The following is a 20,618-nucleotide window of genomic DNA, read 5'->3' as shown; positions in this document are numbered from 1 at the left end:
GTTCTTTAGCTCATTGTCGAACTCCCGCCCGAACGTCTTACACTCAATGATGAATAAGACCGTCTCAACTTCGTCTGGGGTTTGCCCCCCCCCGAATAGACACAAATATCGGCGAAACCACTATCCTCGCCACCAGTTAGACGGTGACCGAGTGACCACTTCTTTTCTAGTTCGATGTCTTCAGGCCGATAACCTTTTTCGAGTAGCCGATCAACGCACTCAAGCACGACGAAACTCTCGTTATGCGAAAAATCAGTAGTTGTCTGGCGAGCAACACGCATACCCTGCTCGATGGGGTAATGGATCCTCTCATCGCCCACATCCACACGAATTGAGCAATCGGTGGCCGCATAGTGCTTCGTGTACACCTTCGAGTTATCGTCAACCTTGGTGAACCCCAAGATCTCCAGCAGTGCTTTAATGTCCTTCTTCGTGATCACGGGTTCACCTGCTTACCAGTCTGCTTGTCTGCTTCTTTCGCTTCGGTCTCGATGTTCTTAATCGCTTTGAGGTAGTCTTCCTCGACCGGGGATAAGGTTTGGGTTTGGAATTTGCGGTATTCGCTGATCGCTTTATCCACCGCCTGCTGGTGACTGACCTTCCCCGCACCCGAAAGCACAGGTTTGCCGGTTGCTGCCAGAATCTTGTCGAGGTGTTCGACGTAGTCGGCCATGTGCATCGGGTTGTGGCTCATCGCCTGGACTTCAGCGAAATCAAAATAACCAGACACCAACCGGTTCAAAATCTGTAGTTCATCTTCGCTCAGGTAATTCTTTGCGATCTTTACCTCAGCCAACACCGGCAGGTCACCCTTGAACGTGGTTAATCCCATGAACGGTTGGCTAGCATCAGCACGCTCGTAGATTACTTCGGCGGCGGTGCGCCCGTGAGTGGCGTAGTGGAGCTTGTTTTGCACCATCTTGAAAAATGCGACCGACTCCGCACTGCGCGGGTCGTAATCTACGCTCGTGGCATACAAGTCCAACACCTGCCGGTACATCACCTTCTCAGACGAGCGAATGTCACGGATGCGTTCCAGCAGCTCACGCCAATAGTTATCGCCGCCAAGGTTCTTGAGTCGTTGATCATCAAGTGCAAACCCTTTAACCAGGTATTCTTTGAGCCGTTCGGTCGCCCACCGGCGGAACTGGGTAGCGGTCTTGGACTTCACCCGATATCCCAGCGAAATAATCATGTCGAGGTTGTAGTGCGGAATCGAGCGGCGAACCGTCCTCGTGCCTTCGCGTCGAACCTCCAAGAAATCCTTGGAGGTTGCCTGCTCGTCTAGCTCTGCCTCGTCGTAGATGTTGCGAATGTGCTGGCGAATGTTTTCCCGTGTGGATTGAAACAGCTCCGCCATCTGTGCTTGGGTCAGCCATACCGTCTCACCTTCAAGACGCACCTCAATATCGGTGGCGCTATCAGGGTTCTGGTAAATCAACACCTGCCCAGCATCAGCGCTTTCAACGCCCAGATCCTCGCTCATCGCACCTCCACTGCAGCGGCACACATGGATCCCGCCGCCATGCGCGGTGCATACATATCACCGCAACTTAACACTCACCCCAGGACTTTACGCCACGCCACCCCGAATCAGGCAGACCAACACTGCTCCACACCGGCAATAACAGCACCACCTACCATATACGTGTTAACGCAAGCCCACCTGTAGACCCTCTTAGCCAGAAAAGCTCGCCACCCTAACAGACAGATCGGCAACGAGTGCCAGATCTCCGAACATCCTCAGAAACAACAAAACCCTGCTCAACAGAGGTTTATGGGGTCATGCAGCTTTTATCATTTTCGACGTCTTTGTTTCTGTATTTCCTTCGCGTTGCTGGGGGTAAAATTGGCTAGGGGATGAGGAGGGATCGTGTGGACCAGTTTTGTGACTAATCGCCGGTGGGTATGGCCGTTGTTTTCCCTGCTCGTCATTGGGTCGGTCGTTTTCGCTGTTTTTTGGATGAGCGGAGTCGTACATCCCGTTACAGGTTTCGCTAACACTGCAGGTTTCGGGGTATGTGCGATCGGGCTTGCAGCGTGGCACCTTGCCACTCGGCGTTCGAAGCGATGAGCACTCCGGTACTTTTCCTCCATGGATTCAGCGAAAGCCCACAAGCGTGGAATGATGTCATCAACGAGTTCGAGAGCATTGACGCGCTCACGCCCGAGGTTTTCGATCAGCCATCAGGAACGTCATGGTCGTTACATGAGCGCACCGACGAACTCGCCGCATCACTGAATGGTCCAATCGACGTGGTTGGATTATCTCTTGGCGCGGTGATAGGCCTTGATCTGGCTATACGGCATCCACACATGGTTCGCTCACTGTTTCTTTCAGCGGTCGCCCCAGTGAGCGCGGCGGACACTTCGACGCTGAGTTCAGCGCTGATGGCTTTGGCCAGGGGTTTGGGTCTGGCGTAGGCCTCATCACCACTGTCAGGGGTTTCAGTTAGGCGTGCGTAGTAGAGCTTGTCTAAGCCGATTGTTGCCATGGTTTCGTCCTTTCAGTTATGGGGGGGCAACGGAGCGCAATGCGCCGTTAGAATGGAACAGGTGTGACCGGTGTTAGATGTGAGGTAAGGGATTCTTTTGGTTGATAACACTCCGACGATTGATCAGTTTCGTCCTGTCGTTTTACGTGTTCTCAACGATGGGCAGGTTCGCCCTGTTGGCGAGGTATGCGAACTTGTCGCGACTCACATGGGTCTGGATGATGAGGTGCGAGCCGAACGCATCGCTTCTGGTCAACTTCGGTATGTCAACCGCATCAATTGGGCGTGTTCAGGCCTCACTCAAGGCGGGTTGCTAGAACGTCCCACGCGTGGGCACTATCGCATCACCGATAACGGTCACGAGGTCGATCGGCGAAATCTCGCTTCTTACAGTGAAAAAGACATGCTCGAATGGCCTGTCTGGAAGGCTTATCAAGAAGAAGTCACTGCACGGAAAAACGCTGACGCCTTAGAACCAACCGTCGAATCTGTCGAAGACGGCGTCGATCCGATCGAGTCGATGGCGAAAAATGAACGTGCGTTTAACGCTAAGACTGAAACTGAGCTGCGCAAACGCCTCCAGGAAGCATCTCCCGAGTTCTTTGAAAAAGCAGTCATTGAGTTGCTGTGGGCGATGGGTTACGGTGGCGCGCACGGAGCCAAGCAACACGTCGGACGTTCAAATGATGGTGGTATTGATGGAATTATCCGCCAAGATGCCCTTGGGCTGACCAATGTTTATATTCAAGCCAAACGCTACGCGGATAACAACAAGGTCGGTGATCCTGAGATCCGCAACTTCATGGGCTCATTGCTCACCCGATCAGCAAGCCATGGTGTTTTCATTACGACTTCTGACTTCCTACCGACGGCAAAGCGATCTGCTGAAAGCTACACGAACGGCAAAATTATTCTCATCAACGGTATCGAGCTCACTCGGCTCATGCTTGAGTACGGCGTCGCCGTCCACAACAGTCGCAGTTTCACTCTCTATGAAATCGACGACGACTTCTTCGATAACGAACTAGCTTAACTCCAAGCCAGAACCCCAGCGACGTCTATCGCGTAGTGATGGAATCCGGTATCAGCTTCTAAGCCGACATACCGGCGTACTGTCATGGCCCCACCTGCTCAATCCGCGCCGTGAGCGTCGTTTTCATCGCTTGAATCGTACTCTTGCGGGTTTGCGACCGCGTGGGCGTAAGGAACGGGCGTGCAGGCTGGTTAGAGCGGCCGTGTTCGAGGACGTTGGCGATCGAGGTTGAGTTCGCGACCATGAACTAGGTCCACTGGTAGAACACCAGGCAGCTTTCATGAAGCCCTCGGACACCGAACCCCCGGCAGAAGTCATCACCACCAATAATCACACCCATGCCAAACAACTGGCACCCATTGAAGAAGCAGAACAAAACCCAGGACGCTTCAGTAGAACAGCTACTCATTTTTGTTTTCTTTCGTAACGTAATTGTTATCAAGATAAAAATTTCATATCCTTGTAAGTGGTATTTGTCTGACAAATGCCACTTACAAGGATATGTAAGGATCCCCTCGCAACGACGCGAAAGGTAGATACTATGAAAAAATCGCGGGCTAAGCGCATGCTCTTTGCCTTGAGTGCAACAGGAGCACTTGCACTGACACCTCTTTCCGCCATTCCAATTATCCCCTCAGCTCAAGCAGCTGAAAAAGATACTTCACCAACGAGCAGTGTGTCTACAGAAAATGCTGGCACCGCTGCGGATTCTTCTGCAGAGTCAAAGTCTGCGGAGAAACTCGTTGGACAATTTGAAGTAACCAACCCAAAGAAGGATGGTAGCGCTTTCGAACCAGGTGAAGTGATTCGCTATAACCTCACCGTGACGAATAATACCGATATGACACGCTCTTTTAAGGCAATTAGCTCAAACCTTGAAAACTGGGATGGGTGCAAGTGGAGCGCGCTGGCTAAGGGGAATACCCAATCTTGCCCCTTTGCCTATCACACTGTGACAGATGCTGATGCAAAAGCGGGTTCTTTCACTCCCTCTATCACATTCGCGCGTTATAACTCCACTGGCTACACCGGTTCTTTTGAAAATCTTGCTCCGCTTGAAGGGGCGAGAGTAGAGATTGCCACACCGCTTTTTGAAGTGCAATCCTTTAGCTTTACCGAGGGTACGGGTAAGGAAAAGTACAGTGTTGGTGATAAACTCACTGCTACTTTGGTCATTCGCAATACTTCTCAGGCACCACTTACTCTTGGAGTAGACGGCGCGAAACCGTGCTCTGCCACTGTCCCGGCTGGGAAAACCCACACATGCACTTTCCCTCACACTGTCACCAAAGACGATCTTGAACGAGCACAAGCTGAGTACAACGTCGTCGTGAAAGCCACGCAAGGACAGCGAAACGCTACTAAGCCGGCGAAAGCAACAACTTCAACCCCAACGCAATGGGAACGTGCCAAGTCTTTCGCAGCTTCAAACGCAGATCCTCGTCTGGAAGCGGATCTGAGTCAGTTGCAGGTAATCGGAGTGAATACTCCAGAATACAACATCCGTATTCCAGCAATTGCCGTGGCATCCAATGGCGATCTGCTTGCGTCGTGGGATTTACGCCCAACAAATGGTGTTGCCAAGGGCGGCGATTCTCCTAACGAAAATTCAATCGTTCAACGTCGCTCTCACGACGGAGGAAAAACCTGGGGACCTGTCACCACAATTGCGCAAGGAAAAGTCGCCCCTGCTGGGCAGCGCTACGGCTACTCTGATCCTTCCTACGTCGTCGATCATACGACGGGAGAAATCTTCAACTTCCATGTTGGCTCGATGGAAGCAGGCTTCCCCAACAATCCGTCCTACCGTCTCAATGAGGATGGAACAGTGGACGAAAAGCACCGTCAAACAATGAACCTTGCTGTCTCTTCTTCAACAGACAACGGCTACACCTGGTCACATCGAATCATCACAAACGATATTCTTGGCTCTGAGGCCACCAAATTCGATGGATGTTTTGCCACTTCAGGTGCAGGAACACAAAAAATGCAAGCTCCCTACAAGGGACGCCTTCTCCAGCAGGTCGCGTGCCGCAAAGCAGACCGTAGCGGGAACCTAGCTGTCACAATTTTCTCTGACGATCACGGAAAGACATGGCAGCGCGGTAACTTCACTTCCGATACTGAGGGTGCTGCTCAAGGCAAGAAGTGGAATTACGACGAAAACAAAGTCACTGAACTTTCTGACGGGCGTCTCATGCTCAACTCGCGTATTCCGCGTGGTTCAGCTGAAGAGGGCTACCGAATGGTCGCTGTCTCCAACGACGGCGGTATGAACTGGAGCGAGTACCGCGCCGATCATAACCTGCTTGATTCACAAAACAATGCCCAAATTTTGCGTGCGTTCCCCACGGCAAAGAAAGGAACATTGCGAGGAAAAGTTTTGCTATTCTCCAACACAAAGAATCATTGGGATCGCGTCGATGGACATGTTTCCATGAGCTACGACGACGGCGCTACCTGGCCCGTTTCAAAGCAGATTCGCAAGGGTGGAACAGGTTATACAACAATGGCTGTTCAACCTGATGGACGTATTGGATTGCTGCTGGAACCCGATACGTGGAACAAAATTGGTTACGTGAATTTCTCGCTCAAATACCTTACAGATCGTTTGCCTTTTGAAGTGGCTCTGGATGATATCAAAGATATTTCCCTCACTGATGGTAAAGAAATGACTCCTCATGCTTTCACTTCTACGGGAAATGATCCGCTTTTGGCTGATACATTCACCTTTACAGGGTTGCCGCAGGGATTGCGCTACGATGCACAAAGCGGAAAACTTCTTGGCACACCAAATGTAGGTAATGCGCAAACAAAAGCTTTCAATGTTACTGTCACATTAACTGAAGAAGACGACGGAACGGGCATTGCTCGTACATCAACCAAAAACTTCACGATTAAGGTTGAGCCGAATGAAGAGAAGCCAGCTCCGAAGTCCCCAGATTCTGAAGAAGCGGGTGCTCCTGCGCCTGGCGATCCCGCGCCTACTCCCACCCCTGGCGATCCCGCGCCTACCCCTGCACCTGGAGCTTCTGGAAAACCTGGCGAGAAAAATAAAAATTCTGCACCGCAAACATCACCGGCTCCTCAAGCAAAGCCTTTGCCCTTCACGGGTGTTTCTGCAACGCTCCTTGCATTCGCTAGCATAGGCAGCGTTTTGAGCGGTATTGCTGTGCTGCGGCGTCGAAGCTGAAAGAAAGGCAGTGATTTTATAGCGCAATTGCGGGCGATGTAGCAAAAGTGTGTCTTTTTGCTACATCGCCCGCAAGATGGCATCGCCCAAGATAAATTTGTTGACGGAGCATCATTCGATTTGGTGGTGGCGCTGTACGAATTCGACGAACGATTGCGCCACGGCGTATTTATTGAGCTCATCGACGAGTTTTCCGCCATAGGTTTCTAATCGAGATCGACACCTTCGAGTGGGGGTCAGCTGATAGAACACCAAACCCAGCCCAGACCACAGCCGCCAGTGATAATAGAAAACAGGGTGACCACCTAGCTGAGGAAGCAAACTCGAACCACCTCACGTGCTCTCACACCGGATACTTTTCGGCTGAATATCAATGGCGATTGTCATACTGAAAACGGAACACGGTATCCGGGTTCATCGATACGATTAATTTTTGTGATTGCTGCCATTCAAATATTGTCTATTGTGGTCCTGATTGTGGGAGCAGTGTCTTTGTTTAGTCGCACGAGTGACCGTGCGACCGTCGGCGCTGCCGTAGCAAGGGGTGTGGGTGCTGGCATTTTTTCCAATGCCCTCATATTTCTCGTCGCCACATTTGCTCCGAGAGGCGTGTTTCTCTACGGTGCCTCACACAGCGTGATGTTTTACCTGCTCTACGGTGCTGTAGTGGTAGTCCTGGGTGGGGTCATTCTTGTCATGTTGAATGAGGCATTTCGTAGTCGGCTGCGCCCTAAACCAGCTCAGTGGCGCGTTCGAAATATCTTCCCCATCATTATTGGCGCGGTCATCGGTGCGCTCATCGCCCTATTCTTCTTCATACCGAAAACGATTGCTGATTCCGTTGACAACGTCACCGCTGCTCAACTGACTTTCATTTTCACGCAAGGGAATGGTCAAACCACAGGTGAACGCGCCCTTGAGTTTTCGAACTGGATGGTCGCTCCCGTGGTCTGGTTTTCTCTCATAGGTGCATGTGTAGGTTTGATCCGCAGTGATTTTGTCATGCGCCTCGGGCGTGCTCAAGCACCGAGCGTTTCCGAAGTGCCGACGTCGAACCGTTTCCGCTACGTGCGTGCCGTGGCAATGTCAACGATGCTTGTAGCTCTGGCGGGTTCAGTCACATACGCATTCCAGGTCCTTCCTCTTGGCGACGTTCTTCGTCAACGTTTCGTGCCATCGACCTATATCGCCGAACATTTCGTCGAAGCGACGAACAGTAAAGTCACCTTCCCACAGAAGAAGCGTAACCTCATCCACATCTACATGGAGTCCATCGAAAATTCTTTCTACTCGCGCGATATGGGCGGCTATCTTGACCACAACATCATGCCGGATTTAGCTGAATTGACGAAGCGTGGTGTGCAGTTCTCCAACACTGATCGTTACGGCGGGCCACAGCAAATGTATGCGACAGGGCACTCTGTGGCTGCGATGGTGGCGATGTGGGCAGGAACCCCGATGCTGGCTTCGGGAGCTGGCAACGGCTCACAGATGTCTTTCCCTGATTTCCGGTCGATCGGCGATTTCCTGCACGAGGACGGCTACACCACTGATTTCATGCTCGGATCCGATTCGCGTTGGGCGGGCTTGGGAGATTACTACCGCCGTCACGGCAACTTCACTGTACACGACATCAATACCTTCAAAGCGCAAGGCCGTATTCCGTCTGATTACCACGTGTGGTGGGGTGTTGAGGACGACAAACTCTATGAGTACGCCAAAGAACTCATGACCAAGCGTGCGAGTGAGGACAAGCCCTTCTACTTCATCCTCGAAAATGCCGATACCCACTTCCCGGATGGTTACCTTTCACCGAAGATGACAGAGCGCCCATTTAGCACGCAGTACGAGAATGTCATCTACTATTCACAGGCTCAGACCGTCAAACTTGTCGAATGGATCCAGTCGCAGCCGTGGGCGCAAGACACCACGATTGTGATCACGGGCGATCACCGCTCAATGGACAAGAATTTCTTCAAAACATGGGATAAAGATTATAACCGTACAGTAGTGAACGTGATCCTCAATCCCGTGCAAGGCACGAATCTTCCGTCGTCGATTACGCAGAATCGTCTTTACGGCTCCTACGATTTCTATCCCACAATTCTGTCCGCAATCGGCGCACAGATCGACGGCGAACGGCTCGGATTGGGAACGAATCTTTTCTCGGGAGTGCCCACCTTGCTTGAAAAAGATGGGGTAGCGCGATTGAATCAGGAGTTTGCGAAGCGCTCGAATTTTTACGATTCACATCGTGAAACTGTTGCGGCAACGCCCGACCGACGTCAGGATGACAAACTCTAGAATCACAGTGCCGACGCCGCCGATCCGGTGGCGTCGGCATGTTCGCTTGCGGCGTCAGTCCTGGTGAGTCATGGAGAAAATGGCGATTTCTCGCTAGAATCAACCTGTCGACGCTGTAGCGCCGTGCCGAGTGTGCTGAGTGGAATTCTGCTCGGATTATTCGTTTCCCCGACGTTCTTCGGATCCTGGTGCTTATGCAATCGTTCGCACCAGGAGGATTATGCTTTTCGTTCTCGCGATCTTCGCGCTGGCGGCTCTCGTCGCTCCGCTTCTCATGCGTTGGGGGCGGCTCGGATTTGCTGTTCTCGCTCTTGTTCCCGCTGGCGCTTTTGTCTACCTTCTTACTCGTGGCCCGGAAGTGTATGCTGCCGCTCGTGGTTCACTTCCCAGCTCAAGCCTTGTTCCGTGGCCGCACCCTTTCGCCGACGTCGGTGATCGGTTTGCTGATGCAGCTCAAGCCACGTCTGCTCACACAAATGCACTCCCGGCGGTATTCCCCGTCGAAAACTGGGCATGGGCGCCCCAAGTCCACCTTGAGCTGACGTTCCAACTCGATGTGTTGTCGTGGGTGATGGCGCTCATTGTGACGGGTGTTGGAGCGCTAGTTCTGGTGTACTCGAGCAGATACTTTTCCTCGTCGGCAAGTGGACTCGGGCGCTTTGCGGGTGTCTTTACTGGTTTTGCGGGTGCAATGCTTGGCCTCGTGACCACTGATAACACCCTTGCGCTCTACATGTTTTGGGAATTGACCACGGTCTTCTCTTTCCTTCTCATTGGACACAGTTTCACAAAGTCTGCCTCTCGCCGTGCTGCGATGGCAGCTCTGACTGTGACTACCGCAGGAGGGCTTGCGATGCTTGCGGGGATCGTGATTCTCGGTCAAATTCCTGGCGGTTCTTACCGGCTTTCGGAGCTAGTGTCAGCAGCTCACAACGGTACTCTCGGTCAGGCGGCTCTCACTGTGGAATCGGCGTCGCCCCTGCTCGTAGGTGCTGCTGTGGGGCTTGTGTTGATTGGTGCGGCAAGCAAGTCAGCCCTGGTGCCGTTCCATTTTTGGTTGCCCGCTGCGATGGCTGCTCCCACCCCGGTGTCGGCGTATCTTCACTCCTCGGCGATGGTAAAAGCCGGGGTTTACTTGGTGGCACGCCTCGCGCCAGGATTTTCGGATTTCAGTGTCTGGACGTGGACTGTCGTTCCGTTGGGAATCGGCACATTGCTAGTGGGTGGCTATCGTGCCCTCAAACAATATGATCTCAAACTTGTCCTCGCCTTCGGAACCGTCTCGCAGCTCGGCTTGATCACCCTTATGGTGGGATTCGGAAATGAAGCGTTAATGCTCGCGGGGCTTGCAATGCTCGTGGCACACTCGCTATTCAAGTCGGCACTTTTCCTCTCAGTAGGCCAGGTGGACTGGGCAACCGGTACTCGCGATTTGCGCGAACTCTCCGGCGTCGGGAAGGCTATGCTGCCGACGGCGGTAGCCGCGGGACTTGCCTGCGCATCGATGGCTGGTCTGCCGGGTTTCGCTGGCTTCGTTGCGAAAGAAGCGGCGCTGACCTCTCTGGTTGACGGTGGCGCACGTGAAATGACGGCATGGATATCGATTGCCCTCGGTTCGGCTCTCACCGTGGCTTACACACTGCGCTATTGGTTCGGAGCTTTCACGAGTTGGGGCGCCCAAGCCGATGCTGGCAGTGCGGCTGCAGATAGGCGCGTTCTGCCAGTGGCAAAAACTTCTGTGCGTCCAACAAACGCAATGATGACGGTTCCGGTTCTCGTGCTGGCGCTCGCGTCGCTAATATTTGGGTGTCTTGGCAGCGTTCTTGATCATGTGCTTGCACCCTATGCGCTAGGAAGTTTTAGTCCCGGTGGAGTTGCTGGTTATGCGCACACCGGTGGTGACAGCGCCCTCGGTGCGCAGGCACCGCACCTGACCTCTGCCATTCATCTGGGACTTCCCCTTCTGATTTCTGTGGCAATCTGGGTAATCGGTGGCGCAATCTTTGCCTGGAGTTCACAACTTGAAAAAGTGACTCGGAAATGGGAGTTTCCGCTCTCCGCCCACGGATCATACGCTAGCACTATTCGCGGGCTTGAGAACGCATCTGGCGTCACAACCGCCCTGACTCAGCGCGGTTCGCTTCCTGCATATTTGGCGACGATCCTTGTCTTCATGCTGGTGGCTTCGTCTAGTGTGCTTATCGCTATCTGGCCGAATACTTGGGCGGGCGTACGTGTATGGGATTCGTTGGCCCAAGCCAGCGTCGTTGCACTGACTGCGCTTGCTGCGCTCCTCGGCGCTCGCGCTCGACACCGGATGAAAGCCGTGCTTCTACTGGGAACTGCAGGATACGGCGTCGCATTGATCTACGAACTCTACGGCGCACCGGATCTCGCCCTGACGCAAGTGCTTGTCGAGACCATGAGCCTTGTGGTTTTTGTCTTGGTTTTGCGGCGATTCCCTGCATATTTTTCGAATCGCCCACTCGCCGTGACTCGTTGGTGGAGAGTTGGTTTGGGAGTGCTGGCAGGGGTGACAGTGGCAGTGATTGGCGCACTCGCAGCCGGGGTGCGCGTTGCCGATCCGATATCGCGTGACTTTCACGATCTCGCATATCGTCACGGCTATGGAAAGAACATCGTGAATGTGACATTGGTGGATATCCGCGCGTGGGACACGATGGGCGAGCTTTCCGTCCTCATTGCATGTGCAATCGGCGTATCGTCGCTGCTCTTCATCCGTGATCGTATTGGCCGCGTAGATCGGCTGCGTAACGTGGCAATTCCCGTGGAGGTTCGCGAACGCTCAGGCTTCCGCCGCGAAGTGAATTTTTGCGACGCCCGCAGCCAAGATATCCAGCCAAAACATTCGCCACGTTCACGAATGTTTTGGGATAAGAAGGGGTTGCAGACGATTGATACCCCAGGCAAACAGAACCCAACGCCGACGACGTCGGCACGCGTGCGCGAATCTCGCGCAGCGTCGCAACTCTGGCTTGTGGGGGCTGAAGCACTGCGCAAGTCGTCACGAAGCGTGATCTTAGAAATAGGTACGCGGTCGGTCTACCACGCAATGCTGGTGGTGTCGGTGTTTTTCCTCTTCTCAGGGCACAATCAGCCAGGTGGAGGATTCGCCGGTGGCCTCCTTGCAGGAATTGCGCTCACGATTCGTTACCTTGCCGGCGGACGCTACGAACTTGGCGCTGCTGTGCCGCTTCACCCCGGTCACCTCATGGGGGCGGGCATGAGTATTGCGGCGGTTGCAGCTCTGGTGCCGGTGGCAGTGGGGGGAACTATCCTCCAAACTGCGAAACTTGACTTTGTCCTCCCTGCGTTCGGTCACGTTCACTTGGCGACGGCAATTTTCTTCGATATCGGAGTGTATTTCGTGGTGGTCGGGTTGGTTTTGGATATTTTGCGCTCCTTGGGAGCCGAGATTGACCGGCACGGCGAACTGGAGGGCATCTCCGACGACGACGCCGTCTCGCTGACTCCAGCAGCAGATTCGCGCCTGGAGCGTTTCGATGCAGCGGCGAGCGCACTCGGAATCCACATGCCACATGACAAGGACACAGATGACGACAGTAGTAATGATCGAGCTGTTGTTCGCCGGAAAGGAGGCCAGGCATGAGCGTGTCATTAGTATTGGTATTCCTTGCTGCTGTGCTCGTTGGGGTAGGGGTCTATCTTGTCCTCGAACGGTCGCTCACTCGTATCATTTTGGGCTTGACCTCGATTACTAACGGCGTCAACATCCTCTTCTTGATCGCAGGTGGTCGCTCAGGGGAACCGCCTCTTGTTGGTGTTGCGCCAGCTGAGCGGATGGCTGATCCTCTCGTGCAGGCCATGATGCTCACCGCTATCGTTATTTCCTTGGGATCTGCAGCCTTCCTTTTGGCTCTCGCCTATCGTAGTTGGCAGCTCACCGGCAACGACGAAGTACAAGATGATCCTGAAGACCGCCGTGTGGCCCGGATGACTGAGCGTGCAAAAATGGCCGCTCGCGCCGATGCTGAAACACGTGTGGAAGAGGATGCTTCCCAAACACACGACGAAACAGAAGGCGATCCGGACGCCGACGGCGCTCTCGGCGTGCCGGGTGATCCAGGTGCAACGTGCCGACCCGACTACACCAACAGAGAAGCAGGTGAGCGATGACCTGGGATTTTTTGATTGCCCTTCCCGTAGTGCTTCCACTTCTTGGCGCGGGAGTGTCACTGGTCAGTGGAAAAGCTCGACGCCATCAGGCGTGGGTGTCAGGCACAGTCCTCACCATTGTTCTCCTCGTTGCAATCGCGTTAGTCGTGATGGCAGCAAATGGCCCAGTCGTGCTGAACATCGGGCAGTGGGCTGCCCCCGTCGGGATTGTGCTGGTTGCCGACGGCCTGAGTTCACTGATGCTCTTGACGTCAGTGACAGTGACGTTAGTTGTCATGATCTACTCACTTGCGCAAGGTGCTGCCGACGGCGAAACCGCAGCTCCAATCGCCGTCTACCACCCCGCATTCTTGATACTTTCGGCAGGCGTGTCGAATGCGTTTCTCTCAGGGGATTTATTCAACATCTATGTGGGCTTCGAAATTTTGCTGTGTGCCTCATTCGTCTTGATCACGCTGGGCGGAACGCGTGATCGTGTCCGATCAGGAACCGTCTATGTGGTGGTTTCGTTGATATCGTCTGTTGTTTTTCTGGTGGCAATCGCACTCGTCTATGCTGCGGTCGGAACCGTCAACCTCGCGCAGGTGGCACTGAGGCTCGCTGATATCGATCCCGCGCTCGCCACAGTGATTCAGGTGATGCTGCTTGTTGGCTTCGGCATCAAGGCAGCGGTTTTCCCGCTCGGTGCCTGGTTGCCTGATTCGTACCCGACTGCGCCGGCTCCAGTGACTGCGGTATTCGCGGGTCTGCTGACCAAGGTCGGTGTCTATGGCATGATCCGCACCCAAACATTGCTTTTTCCTGGACCACAGCTCGATCACATCCTGGGTGTCTTTGCCATCCTCACGATGGTGATCGGGATCCTTGGCGCTGTTGCCCAGCAAGACGTTAAGCGTCTGCTGTCATTCACGCTCGTTTCTCACATCGGATACATGCTCTGGGGAATTTCCACATCTTCACCGAGCGGTATCGGAGCGACGATTTACTACGCGATTCACCACATTACGGTGCAAACGGCCCTCTTCCTCGTCGTCGGTCTTGTCGAACGCCGTGGCGGCAGTACCAACTTGGCGAAGCTCGGCTCGCTACTCAAACTGGCTCCCGGAATTGCCGCACTCTATCTCATTCCTGCATTGAATCTGGCAGGTATTCCGCCGCTATCGGGATTTTTCGGCAAAGTTGGGCTGATCGGGGCAAGCGTTGACCGTGGTTGGGGGATCGATTGGGTGTTGATTGCAGCCGGATTGGTCACCTCGTTACTCACGCTTTATGCTGTGACCCGTGCGTGGAATATGACGTTCTGGCAAGATGCACCCGAAGAACTTGAAACGAAGCCCATTCCGCCATTGATGACCGCAGCAGCTGGGGGCTTGGTGGCGATCTCGATTGGTCTGTCACTCGCAGCTGGTCCGATTAATGGTTATTCCGATGCTACTGCAGGCAGGCTCTTTGCTAGGTCGCCCTATATTGTGGCTGTTTTACCAGATCGCGGGATCGGTGCAGGCCAGTACGCGCCGCAGTCAGGGGGTAGTGATGAGCAAAGCAAGTGACGCAATTCGATACGCCACGCGTCGTCCTGGACGATTCCCGCACGCCTCGATGGGACTACTCGTCGGGCTGACTGCCGTGTGGGTCTTCCTCTGGGGAGATCCATCGACAGGGAATGTCGTGGCTGGCTTCATCGTGGCGCTCGTCGTCACCACAGCAACCCCGTTTCCCACCGCTCACTTTGATGGCCGTTTCCGCCCACTCGGTGTGGTGATTCTCGTGTGCTCAGTGCTGCGCGACATCGTGGTGTCATCGTTGCAGCTGGCATGGTTTATTCTGCAAGGAAAACGTCCCCAAAGTGCAGTGATCCGTGTCCAGTTGCGCGGTGGATCTGACGTGCAGATGGCGATGGTCGCTGGGCTGACGGCGATCGTTCCCGGCTCGGTCGTTATCGATACCCACTCGCCGACGTCGATGCTTTATGTCCACGTTTTCGACGTCGGCCAAGCCGGAGGCATTGAGGGTGTACACCGCAGTGTCCTCCTGGTAGAGGAACATGTGATGCGTGCTTTTGCCTCCCACAACGAACTATTGGCAGCCGGTTTTGTGCCGGGGGCGCGAACGACTGCTGGACGTTTGCCGACGCCGTTCGCACCACCGACTGACGATATGGCAGTGGAGGAGCCGAAATGACCTACGTTCTTATTCTCTGTGGGGCAATGTTGGTTGTGTCTGCAGTTCCGGTTTTGTTCCGTATCACTCGTGGTCCATCAACGCTAGACCGCGCCGTTGCCGTCGATATGCTGACCTCTGTCCTTATCGGAGCTATCGCAGTCACAGCGGCATTTACTCGCCGAGCAGATCTCATGCCGCTTCTCGTCGTGCTCGCAGTGGTCGGTTTCATCGGATCCACTGCGTTAGCGCGCTTCGCCAAAAAAACCAGTGATCAGGAGCGCCGTGTGCTCACCGCGGCAGAAGTCGCAGCGGCGGATGCTGAATTCCTTGCGCATAATTCCGACGATGATGCGCCGATGCACGATGTTGATCCCCCGTTGGCGGATAGTGATGAGCCAAACTCCGATTCTGCATCACAGGGAGCAAGGGAGGAAAGCCGATGATGGACGAGATCATGAACATTGTGGGCGTCGGTGCGATTACGGCAGGTGCGATTTTGACGTTGATCGCTGCGCTTGGGATGTGGCGGTATGACGATCTCCTTGCGCGGCAACACGTCGCGACAAAACCGCAGGTTCTATCATTGCTTCTGTATTTTGTGGGTATTGCATTGGTTGTTCGTTCCTCGCAGATCACCTGGACGATGCTGTTGGTGATCGTCTTTCAGCTGGTGACGGCTCCAATCTCTGCGCATGTTCTTGCGCGAGCTGCGTATCGAACAGGGCATGTGAGGCGTGAAGAGTATGTCATTGACGAGTTGGCTGAGGACTACGAAATGGAGCGGCGATAACTTTCCTCATGTGACACAAACTATGCGTATTGCGAATCGCGCGCTATGCTCTATTCGCTCACGGTACGATGGACGCTAGGGATGTCAAGGAGGAACAATGAATCTTGGATGGAAACTCATCTCGCTTGCGACAGGTGCTGCGGCAGGTTTCGTCGCTCAGAAAGTCACCGACGTTATTTGGGAAAAGGGCTTCGGCAAGCAAAAGCCCGCCGGCGATGATTCAGATTTGGAAAAGTCAGCGTCGCAGATCGTGATGTTTGCGGTAGTGACAGCGGCAGTGAATGCAGCAGTCACGGAAGCGGTTCGCCGCAAAACTCAAAAGTGGTATGCAGGGCGCCAGAACACCACACTGGAAGCCTGAGCGGGCATAGCAGTAAAAATCTCGCCGGCGTCGGCAAACATCTCCCGACGCCGGCGAGATTTTTATCTTTGAAGGAACCGGTTGTATTTGAGACAGTTGCGTTCAATCTGGCACTCAGTGGCAATGTTGATGTTTGACGCGATTACTCCCTCAGCACGAAGTTCAAGGAGACGAGGGACCACGCGGTCACGCAAGGCCCAGGGGTCAATCGTGTTGACGTAGATCTTCGTGCCGCCTTCGAAACCGGCAAGTGTGGAAACACGCCATTTGATCAGGATTCTCCAGGGAATATCCACATCTGAATCGATCGGCTTGGCGAACCATTCCTCATTGCACGGCACGTCAGGGCCAGTCGCCGCGTGCATTGCCTGCACCAAATCTGAGACTCCGCGAAGTTCTGCCGGCGAATGTTCCCATGGTTGGCATGAAGCCGACTTTGACCAAATCTCTAACGTGGGATAGCGATGTCCGAAACCGGCGATAGCCACTGCGTAGTCGTTCTCGGCGATTGTCAGGTTCTGGTATCCGGCGTAGTCCACGCCCCATTCGTTGTAGTAGTTGGGGTTTTCGCGGGTGCGTTCGATTTCGTACGCCTGGTTCGGGGTGCGCTGGTCGATTGCCACGAGTTGTTTATGCAGGTGATCGAGCGAGGCTCCGGCCTGCTTCATCCAGTTTTGGAAGACTTGGACGTAACGTACGTAGCGGTTGCGGTACAGATCGTGCATCGCGCTCGTCGTGAGTCTGAAGTAAGCTTCATGTTCTTCCAGGGTGAGCGTTCCCGACGAAGCAAGCTGTGAGGTGTCTTTCGCGCCCTTAACGAAGTGACGTCGAGCCAGAATGAGATCGTGACCTCCGCCGAAAAGGGAGAGAGCAGCGTCGTGAAGCTCTGCTTCAGTTTTCGCCTCAAAGTTTTCATCTTTGAATTTGGCGCGGAGAACCCCAGTGACATGCGCGCGGCCTGCAGGGTCGGCGAGGTAGGACTCCATCCACGATTGGACATCGCGCGGAAGCTGGTAGCCATAGTTTTTCGCCCAATAGTCAAACGTCAGGATTTCATAGAGGTTTGCCACCCTGCGGAACTGCCACTCTTGGCTGAGGGCATTCACCCCGGCGTGTTGAATAATCTCATGTGATCCGGGAACGATCCTCGATTTTTCTGGCGGGGTGTCGAGCACCCGTTGTTTGCAGAAAATACAGTAGTGCCCCAGTTCATCGGGGTTGATCGGCTCTGGATTTTCTACTGGATGTGCAATGGGGCGGTTTGCGCGTCCTGGTACCGTCCAAACTTCGGTTCCGGAAAAAGGGTTGATCTGTTTGATCGTGCCGTCCGCCATACGCCGTAGAGGCTCAGTCATATGTGTGGCCATAGGTGACATCTTAGTACGCATACGCAGACGTGCCTGGGAAGAGGACATGGGGATCCTGGAAACTTTGAGGGTAAACGTCGAGAAAAACCTGCCCCGCTTCAATCCCGGTACCTTGTGTAGAGGTTTTGCCTTTGTTAGAGTCACGCGTGTTACACGCACATCATGGAGGAGGGGCCGATGCGTTCGATTATCGACATCGCAGATTTCACGCTAGAGGAAATCCGCCAGCTTATTGCAACGGGCGAAGAAATTGCGGCGAATCCAGCAGCCTGGGCGGATCGCGCTCGCGGCAAGCTCTTGGCGACACTTTTCTTCGAACCCTCCACTCGCACTCGACTGAGCTTCGAAGCTGCAATGGCTCGGCTAGGAGGCGCAACGATCTCTGTGGCCGACGGAGGATCCTCCGGTGCGGCTAAAGGTGAGACAGTTGCCGACACGGCCCGCGTCGTCGGCGAATATGCTGATCTGCTCACCATCCGCCACCCAGCCGACGGCAGTGCCCTTGTCGCTGCTGAAGCGGCAACTGTGCCGGTGGTCAACTCCGGCGACGGCGGGCACTTCCACCCCACGCAAACGCTGACCGAATTGTTGACGATTCACCGAGAGTTTGGCCGTTTCGGCCACCTCACAGTGGCATTCGCTGGTGATCTCCACTATTCGCGAACTGTCCACTCGCTGATCTCCGCGCTTTCTCGTTTCGAAGGTAACCGCATTGTTGCCGTGAGCCCTCCGGAGCTTGCTCTTGGTGAGCGCACTGTGCGCCACCTGCGTGCCAATGGCACTGAGGTAATCGAGGTGTCCTCGCTAGCTGAAGCAGTGTCGCAGGCAGATGTGTTGTACATGACGCGCATCCAAAAAGAGCGTTTCGGTGATCCGGTGATGTATGAGCGTTTGAAGGAAGTGTTTGTCCTGGACGCCGATGTGATGCGTTATGCCCGACCGGACATGATCGTGATGCACCCCTTGCCACGTGTCAATGAAATTGCCACGGATGTCGATTCTGATCCGCGTGCTCGTTATTTCGGACAGACCCGAGACGGCATGTTGATTCGTATGGCGTTGATTGATTTTCTTCTTCGCGACGCCGAGCAACGTCCAGAAGCGGAGGTGCGCCCGGAGCGTATCCGCGAACAGGCTCCTGCGGGGGACTGCCCGAACCCCAGGTGTGTCAGCCGATCTGACCGAAGTGCTGTTCCGTTTGCTTATGCATCGCCTGAAGGGCCTCGTTGCGGTTTCTGTGACACAAGGTTGTGACAAGGGCCGGCTGTGTCCCAGGTGTCGTCTATGGGGACACCTGGGATAATAGTCACCATGCCGAAAACAAAAATGCCTCGTGAAATTTGGGTGCTCGTCGCCTCTGCAGTGATTGTGTCACTCGGGTTCGGAATCGTGGCTCCCGTGCTCACGATTTTTGCTTCGACGCTCGGGGCCACCACCTTTCAAGCAGGCATTGTTGTTAGCGCATTTGCTTTGACACGGCTTGTCTTTGCGCCAGTTTCAGGCTGTATGACCACGAAGTTCGGCGAACGCGCGATGTACATGCTCGGCATCGGTTTAGTGGGCGTCTCGTCTGTTGCTACAGGTCTGGCAAATGATTATTCCCATTTGGTTCTTTATCGCGGCCTGGGTGGAGTAGGCTCAGTGATTTTCTCCGTTGCGGCGATGAGCTTAATTTTTCGTGTGGCACCTGCTGGCGCTCGCGGCCGTGCGAGCGCGCTCTACGGCGCTGGGTGGCTGGTGGGAAATATCGGCGGGCCAGCGATCGGCGCATTTATCACGCCACTGGGCTACCGCGCTCCGTTCTTTATCTATGCGGGTTCGCTGTTCGTTGCGATGTTGCTTGTCGGAGTGCTCATTCGTCCCGACGCGGGTGTGAGCGTTGCGCCGGTGGGGCGGCGGATGCTCACGCAACGGGCGAGCGCCCGAGCGCAGGTGAGATCAGGCGTCGATCGCTCTCCCATGAGTGTGCGTGAGGCATGGGAAGATCGCAGGTTCCGTGCGGTTCTCGTCAGTTCTTTTGCTGAAGGCTGGGCTGACTTCGGCGTGCGAGTATCGCTCGTTCCTCTCCTCGCTGCAGCGGTGGCAACACAACAGTGGGTGGCCGGAGGCATCATGACGGCATTCGCAGCAGGTAACGCGATTGCTTTGATCCGAGCTGGCGCGTGGAGCGATTTCTATGGGCGGCGGCCTTTACTTGTCTTCGGTTTGGCGATCTCAGGAATTTTCACCTTTGGATTTGGCTGGATGAGCAGCATATGGTTCTTGATCGTCGCCTCATTCGTTGCGGGAATCGGCGCAGGTTTCGTGATGCCGTCCCAGCAGGGAGCCGTTGCCGACGTCGTCGGGGCAAGGCAAGGTTCTCGTGTGTTTTCAACCTTCCAACAGGCGGGTGATTTCGGGCAGATTCTCGGGCCAGTGGTTGCCGGCTGGATCGCCGACGTCGCTGGTTTCGGTGTGGCATTCGCGCTCACCGGCGTCATGCTTCTGGTTTCAGCGTCCGTGTGGTTTGTGACGCGCGAGGAACGAGCCAACTGTGAGCGTGATTAAGGCCATTGGGCTTACTCGTCAGGGGTGAAAATATCTTCGATGCATAAGTGAAATACCCGTGCAATGGCAAAAGCGAGTGGCAAAGACGGGTCGAAGCGGCCCTTCTCAATCGAGATGATTGTTTGACGTGAGACGCCGAGTAACTGTGCAAGATCTTCTTGGGAGTAACCGTGTTCTTTTCGCAGAGTAATGAGTGAATTGCGCATG

Annotated in this window: 18 protein-coding genes; 14 read left to right on the top strand and 4 right to left on the bottom strand. The window is 54.5% G+C overall.

The window, feature by feature from the left end; genetic code table 11:
* Positions 1-5: 5 nt before the first annotated feature.
* A complete protein-coding gene (locus P7079_RS07545; RefSeq protein ID WP_278012659.1) occupies positions 6-440 on the bottom strand; it encodes a hypothetical protein in 435 nt (144 codons plus the stop codon).
* Positions 437-1,486: a virulence RhuM family protein gene (locus tag P7079_RS07540; protein ID WP_278012658.1), complete on the bottom strand. Its 1,050-nt coding sequence runs from the start codon at positions 1,484-1,486 to the stop codon at positions 437-439. Before P7079_RS07540 ends, P7079_RS07545 begins: the two co-directional genes overlap by 4 nt.
* A gap of 554 nt (positions 1,487-2,040) precedes the next feature.
* Here P7079_RS07540 and P7079_RS07535 point away from each other — a divergent pair.
* The 12 genes from P7079_RS07535 (at position 2,041) to P7079_RS07475 (ending at position 16,497) form a co-directional block, all read left to right on the top strand.
* Complete coding sequence (locus tag P7079_RS07535; RefSeq protein ID WP_278013638.1) at positions 2,041-2,424, top strand: alpha/beta fold hydrolase; 384 nt, start codon at positions 2,041-2,043, stop codon at positions 2,422-2,424.
* Between the two features lie 168 nt (positions 2,425-2,592).
* On the top strand, positions 2,593-3,528 hold the full coding sequence (locus P7079_RS07525; protein ID WP_278012657.1) for a restriction endonuclease: 936 nt from the start codon (positions 2,593-2,595) through the stop codon (positions 3,526-3,528).
* A gap of 541 nt (positions 3,529-4,069) precedes the next feature.
* The gene (locus P7079_RS07520; protein WP_278012656.1) at positions 4,070-6,721 is read left to right on the top strand and encodes an exo-alpha-sialidase; all 2,652 of its coding nucleotides are present in this window, start codon (positions 4,070-4,072) and stop codon (positions 6,719-6,721) included.
* Positions 6,722-6,778: 57 nt separating this feature from the next.
* Entirely contained in the window at positions 6,779-6,931 is a 153-nt protein-coding gene (locus P7079_RS07515) for a hypothetical protein (protein WP_278012655.1), read from the top strand.
* Positions 6,932-7,186: 255 nt separating this feature from the next.
* Positions 7,187-9,025 (top strand): LTA synthase family protein, encoded by a 1,839-nt coding sequence (locus P7079_RS07510; protein ID WP_278013630.1) that lies wholly within the window; start codon positions 7,187-7,189, stop codon positions 9,023-9,025.
* 220 nt (positions 9,026-9,245) lie between these two features.
* Entirely contained in the window at positions 9,246-12,656 is a 3,411-nt protein-coding gene (locus P7079_RS07505) for a Na+/H+ antiporter subunit A (RefSeq protein ID WP_278012654.1), read from the top strand.
* Positions 12,653-13,183 carry a Na(+)/H(+) antiporter subunit C gene (locus P7079_RS07500; protein ID WP_278012653.1) on the top strand — a complete coding sequence of 177 codons (531 nt, stop codon included), beginning with the start codon at positions 12,653-12,655 and terminating at the stop codon, positions 13,181-13,183. Before P7079_RS07505 ends, P7079_RS07500 begins: the two co-directional genes overlap by 4 nt.
* Positions 13,180-14,733: a Na+/H+ antiporter subunit D gene (locus tag P7079_RS07495; protein ID WP_278012652.1), complete on the top strand. Its 1,554-nt coding sequence runs from the start codon at positions 13,180-13,182 to the stop codon at positions 14,731-14,733. The genes P7079_RS07500 and P7079_RS07495 overlap by 4 nt, the downstream gene beginning before the upstream one ends.
* Complete coding sequence (locus P7079_RS07490; RefSeq protein WP_278012651.1) at positions 14,717-15,364, top strand: Na+/H+ antiporter subunit E; 648 nt, start codon at positions 14,717-14,719, stop codon at positions 15,362-15,364. The genes P7079_RS07495 and P7079_RS07490 overlap by 17 nt, the downstream gene beginning before the upstream one ends.
* Complete coding sequence (locus P7079_RS07485; RefSeq protein ID WP_278012650.1) at positions 15,361-15,789, top strand: MrpF/PhaF family protein; 429 nt, start codon at positions 15,361-15,363, stop codon at positions 15,787-15,789. Before P7079_RS07490 ends, P7079_RS07485 begins: the two co-directional genes overlap by 4 nt.
* Positions 15,786-16,136: a monovalent cation/H(+) antiporter subunit G gene (gene mnhG / locus P7079_RS07480; protein ID WP_278012649.1), complete on the top strand. Its 351-nt coding sequence runs from the start codon at positions 15,786-15,788 to the stop codon at positions 16,134-16,136. The genes P7079_RS07485 and mnhG overlap by 4 nt, the downstream gene beginning before the upstream one ends.
* 97 nt (positions 16,137-16,233) lie before the next feature.
* The gene (locus P7079_RS07475) at positions 16,234-16,497 is read left to right on the top strand and encodes a DUF4235 domain-containing protein (RefSeq protein WP_278012648.1); all 264 of its coding nucleotides are present in this window, start codon (positions 16,234-16,236) and stop codon (positions 16,495-16,497) included.
* Between the two features lie 62 nt (positions 16,498-16,559).
* Here P7079_RS07475 and P7079_RS07470 read toward each other — a convergent pair whose 3' ends face one another.
* Positions 16,560-17,864, bottom strand: coding sequence for a DUF4921 family protein (locus P7079_RS07470; protein ID WP_278012647.1), 1,305 nt, complete (start codon positions 17,862-17,864; stop codon positions 16,560-16,562).
* A 177-nt stretch (positions 17,865-18,041) separates the two neighbouring features.
* Between P7079_RS07470 and pyrB the strand changes: the two genes are divergently transcribed.
* Positions 18,042-19,118: an aspartate carbamoyltransferase gene (gene pyrB, locus P7079_RS07465; protein ID WP_278012646.1), complete on the top strand. Its 1,077-nt coding sequence runs from the start codon at positions 18,042-18,044 to the stop codon at positions 19,116-19,118.
* A 57-nt stretch (positions 19,119-19,175) separates the two neighbouring features.
* Positions 19,176-20,411, top strand: a complete 1,236-nt coding sequence (locus P7079_RS07460; protein ID WP_278012645.1) for an MFS transporter — start codon at positions 19,176-19,178, stop codon at positions 20,409-20,411.
* An 11-nt stretch (positions 20,412-20,422) separates the two neighbouring features.
* Here P7079_RS07460 and P7079_RS07455 read toward each other — a convergent pair whose 3' ends face one another.
* A complete protein-coding gene (locus P7079_RS07455) occupies positions 20,423-20,617 on the bottom strand; it encodes a helix-turn-helix transcriptional regulator (RefSeq protein ID WP_278012644.1) in 195 nt (64 codons plus the stop codon).
* Position 20,618: the final 1 nt, after the last annotated feature.

The sequence above is a fragment of the Arcanobacterium canis genome (genome assembly GCF_029625435.1).
GTDB lineage: Bacteria > Actinomycetota > Actinomycetes > Actinomycetales > Actinomycetaceae > Arcanobacterium > Arcanobacterium canis.
This window is presented reverse-complemented; position numbering and strand designations above follow the sequence as displayed.

Excerpts from the sequence above, each read along its gene's own strand:
- P7079_RS07540 (WP_278012658.1), bottom strand. The coding sequence starts at position 1,486 with ATGAGCGAGGATCTGGGCGTTGAAAGCGCTGATGCTGGGCAGGTGTTG.
- P7079_RS07520 (WP_278012656.1), top strand. The coding sequence starts at position 4,070 with ATGAAAAAATCGCGGGCTAAGCGCATGCTCTTTGCCTTGAGTGCAACA.
- P7079_RS07505 (WP_278012654.1), top strand. The coding sequence starts at position 9,246 with ATGCTTTTCGTTCTCGCGATCTTCGCGCTGGCGGCTCTCGTCGCTCCG.
- P7079_RS07500 (WP_278012653.1), top strand. The coding sequence starts at position 12,653 with ATGAGCGTGTCATTAGTATTGGTATTCCTTGCTGCTGTGCTCGTTGGG.
- P7079_RS07495 (WP_278012652.1), top strand. The coding sequence starts at position 13,180 with ATGACCTGGGATTTTTTGATTGCCCTTCCCGTAGTGCTTCCACTTCTT.
- P7079_RS07490 (WP_278012651.1), top strand. The coding sequence starts at position 14,717 with ATGAGCAAAGCAAGTGACGCAATTCGATACGCCACGCGTCGTCCTGGA.
- P7079_RS07485 (WP_278012650.1), top strand. The coding sequence starts at position 15,361 with ATGACCTACGTTCTTATTCTCTGTGGGGCAATGTTGGTTGTGTCTGCA.
- mnhG (WP_278012649.1), top strand. The coding sequence starts at position 15,786 with ATGATGGACGAGATCATGAACATTGTGGGCGTCGGTGCGATTACGGCA.
- P7079_RS07475 (WP_278012648.1), top strand. The coding sequence starts at position 16,234 with ATGAATCTTGGATGGAAACTCATCTCGCTTGCGACAGGTGCTGCGGCA.
- P7079_RS07470 (WP_278012647.1), bottom strand. The coding sequence starts at position 17,864 with ATGGCCACACATATGACTGAGCCTCTACGGCGTATGGCGGACGGCACG.
- pyrB (WP_278012646.1), top strand. The coding sequence starts at position 18,042 with ATGCGTTCGATTATCGACATCGCAGATTTCACGCTAGAGGAAATCCGC.
- P7079_RS07460 (WP_278012645.1), top strand. The coding sequence starts at position 19,176 with ATGCCGAAAACAAAAATGCCTCGTGAAATTTGGGTGCTCGTCGCCTCT.
- P7079_RS07455 (WP_278012644.1), bottom strand. The coding sequence starts at position 20,617 with ATGCGCAATTCACTCATTACTCTGCGAAAAGAACACGGTTACTCCCAA.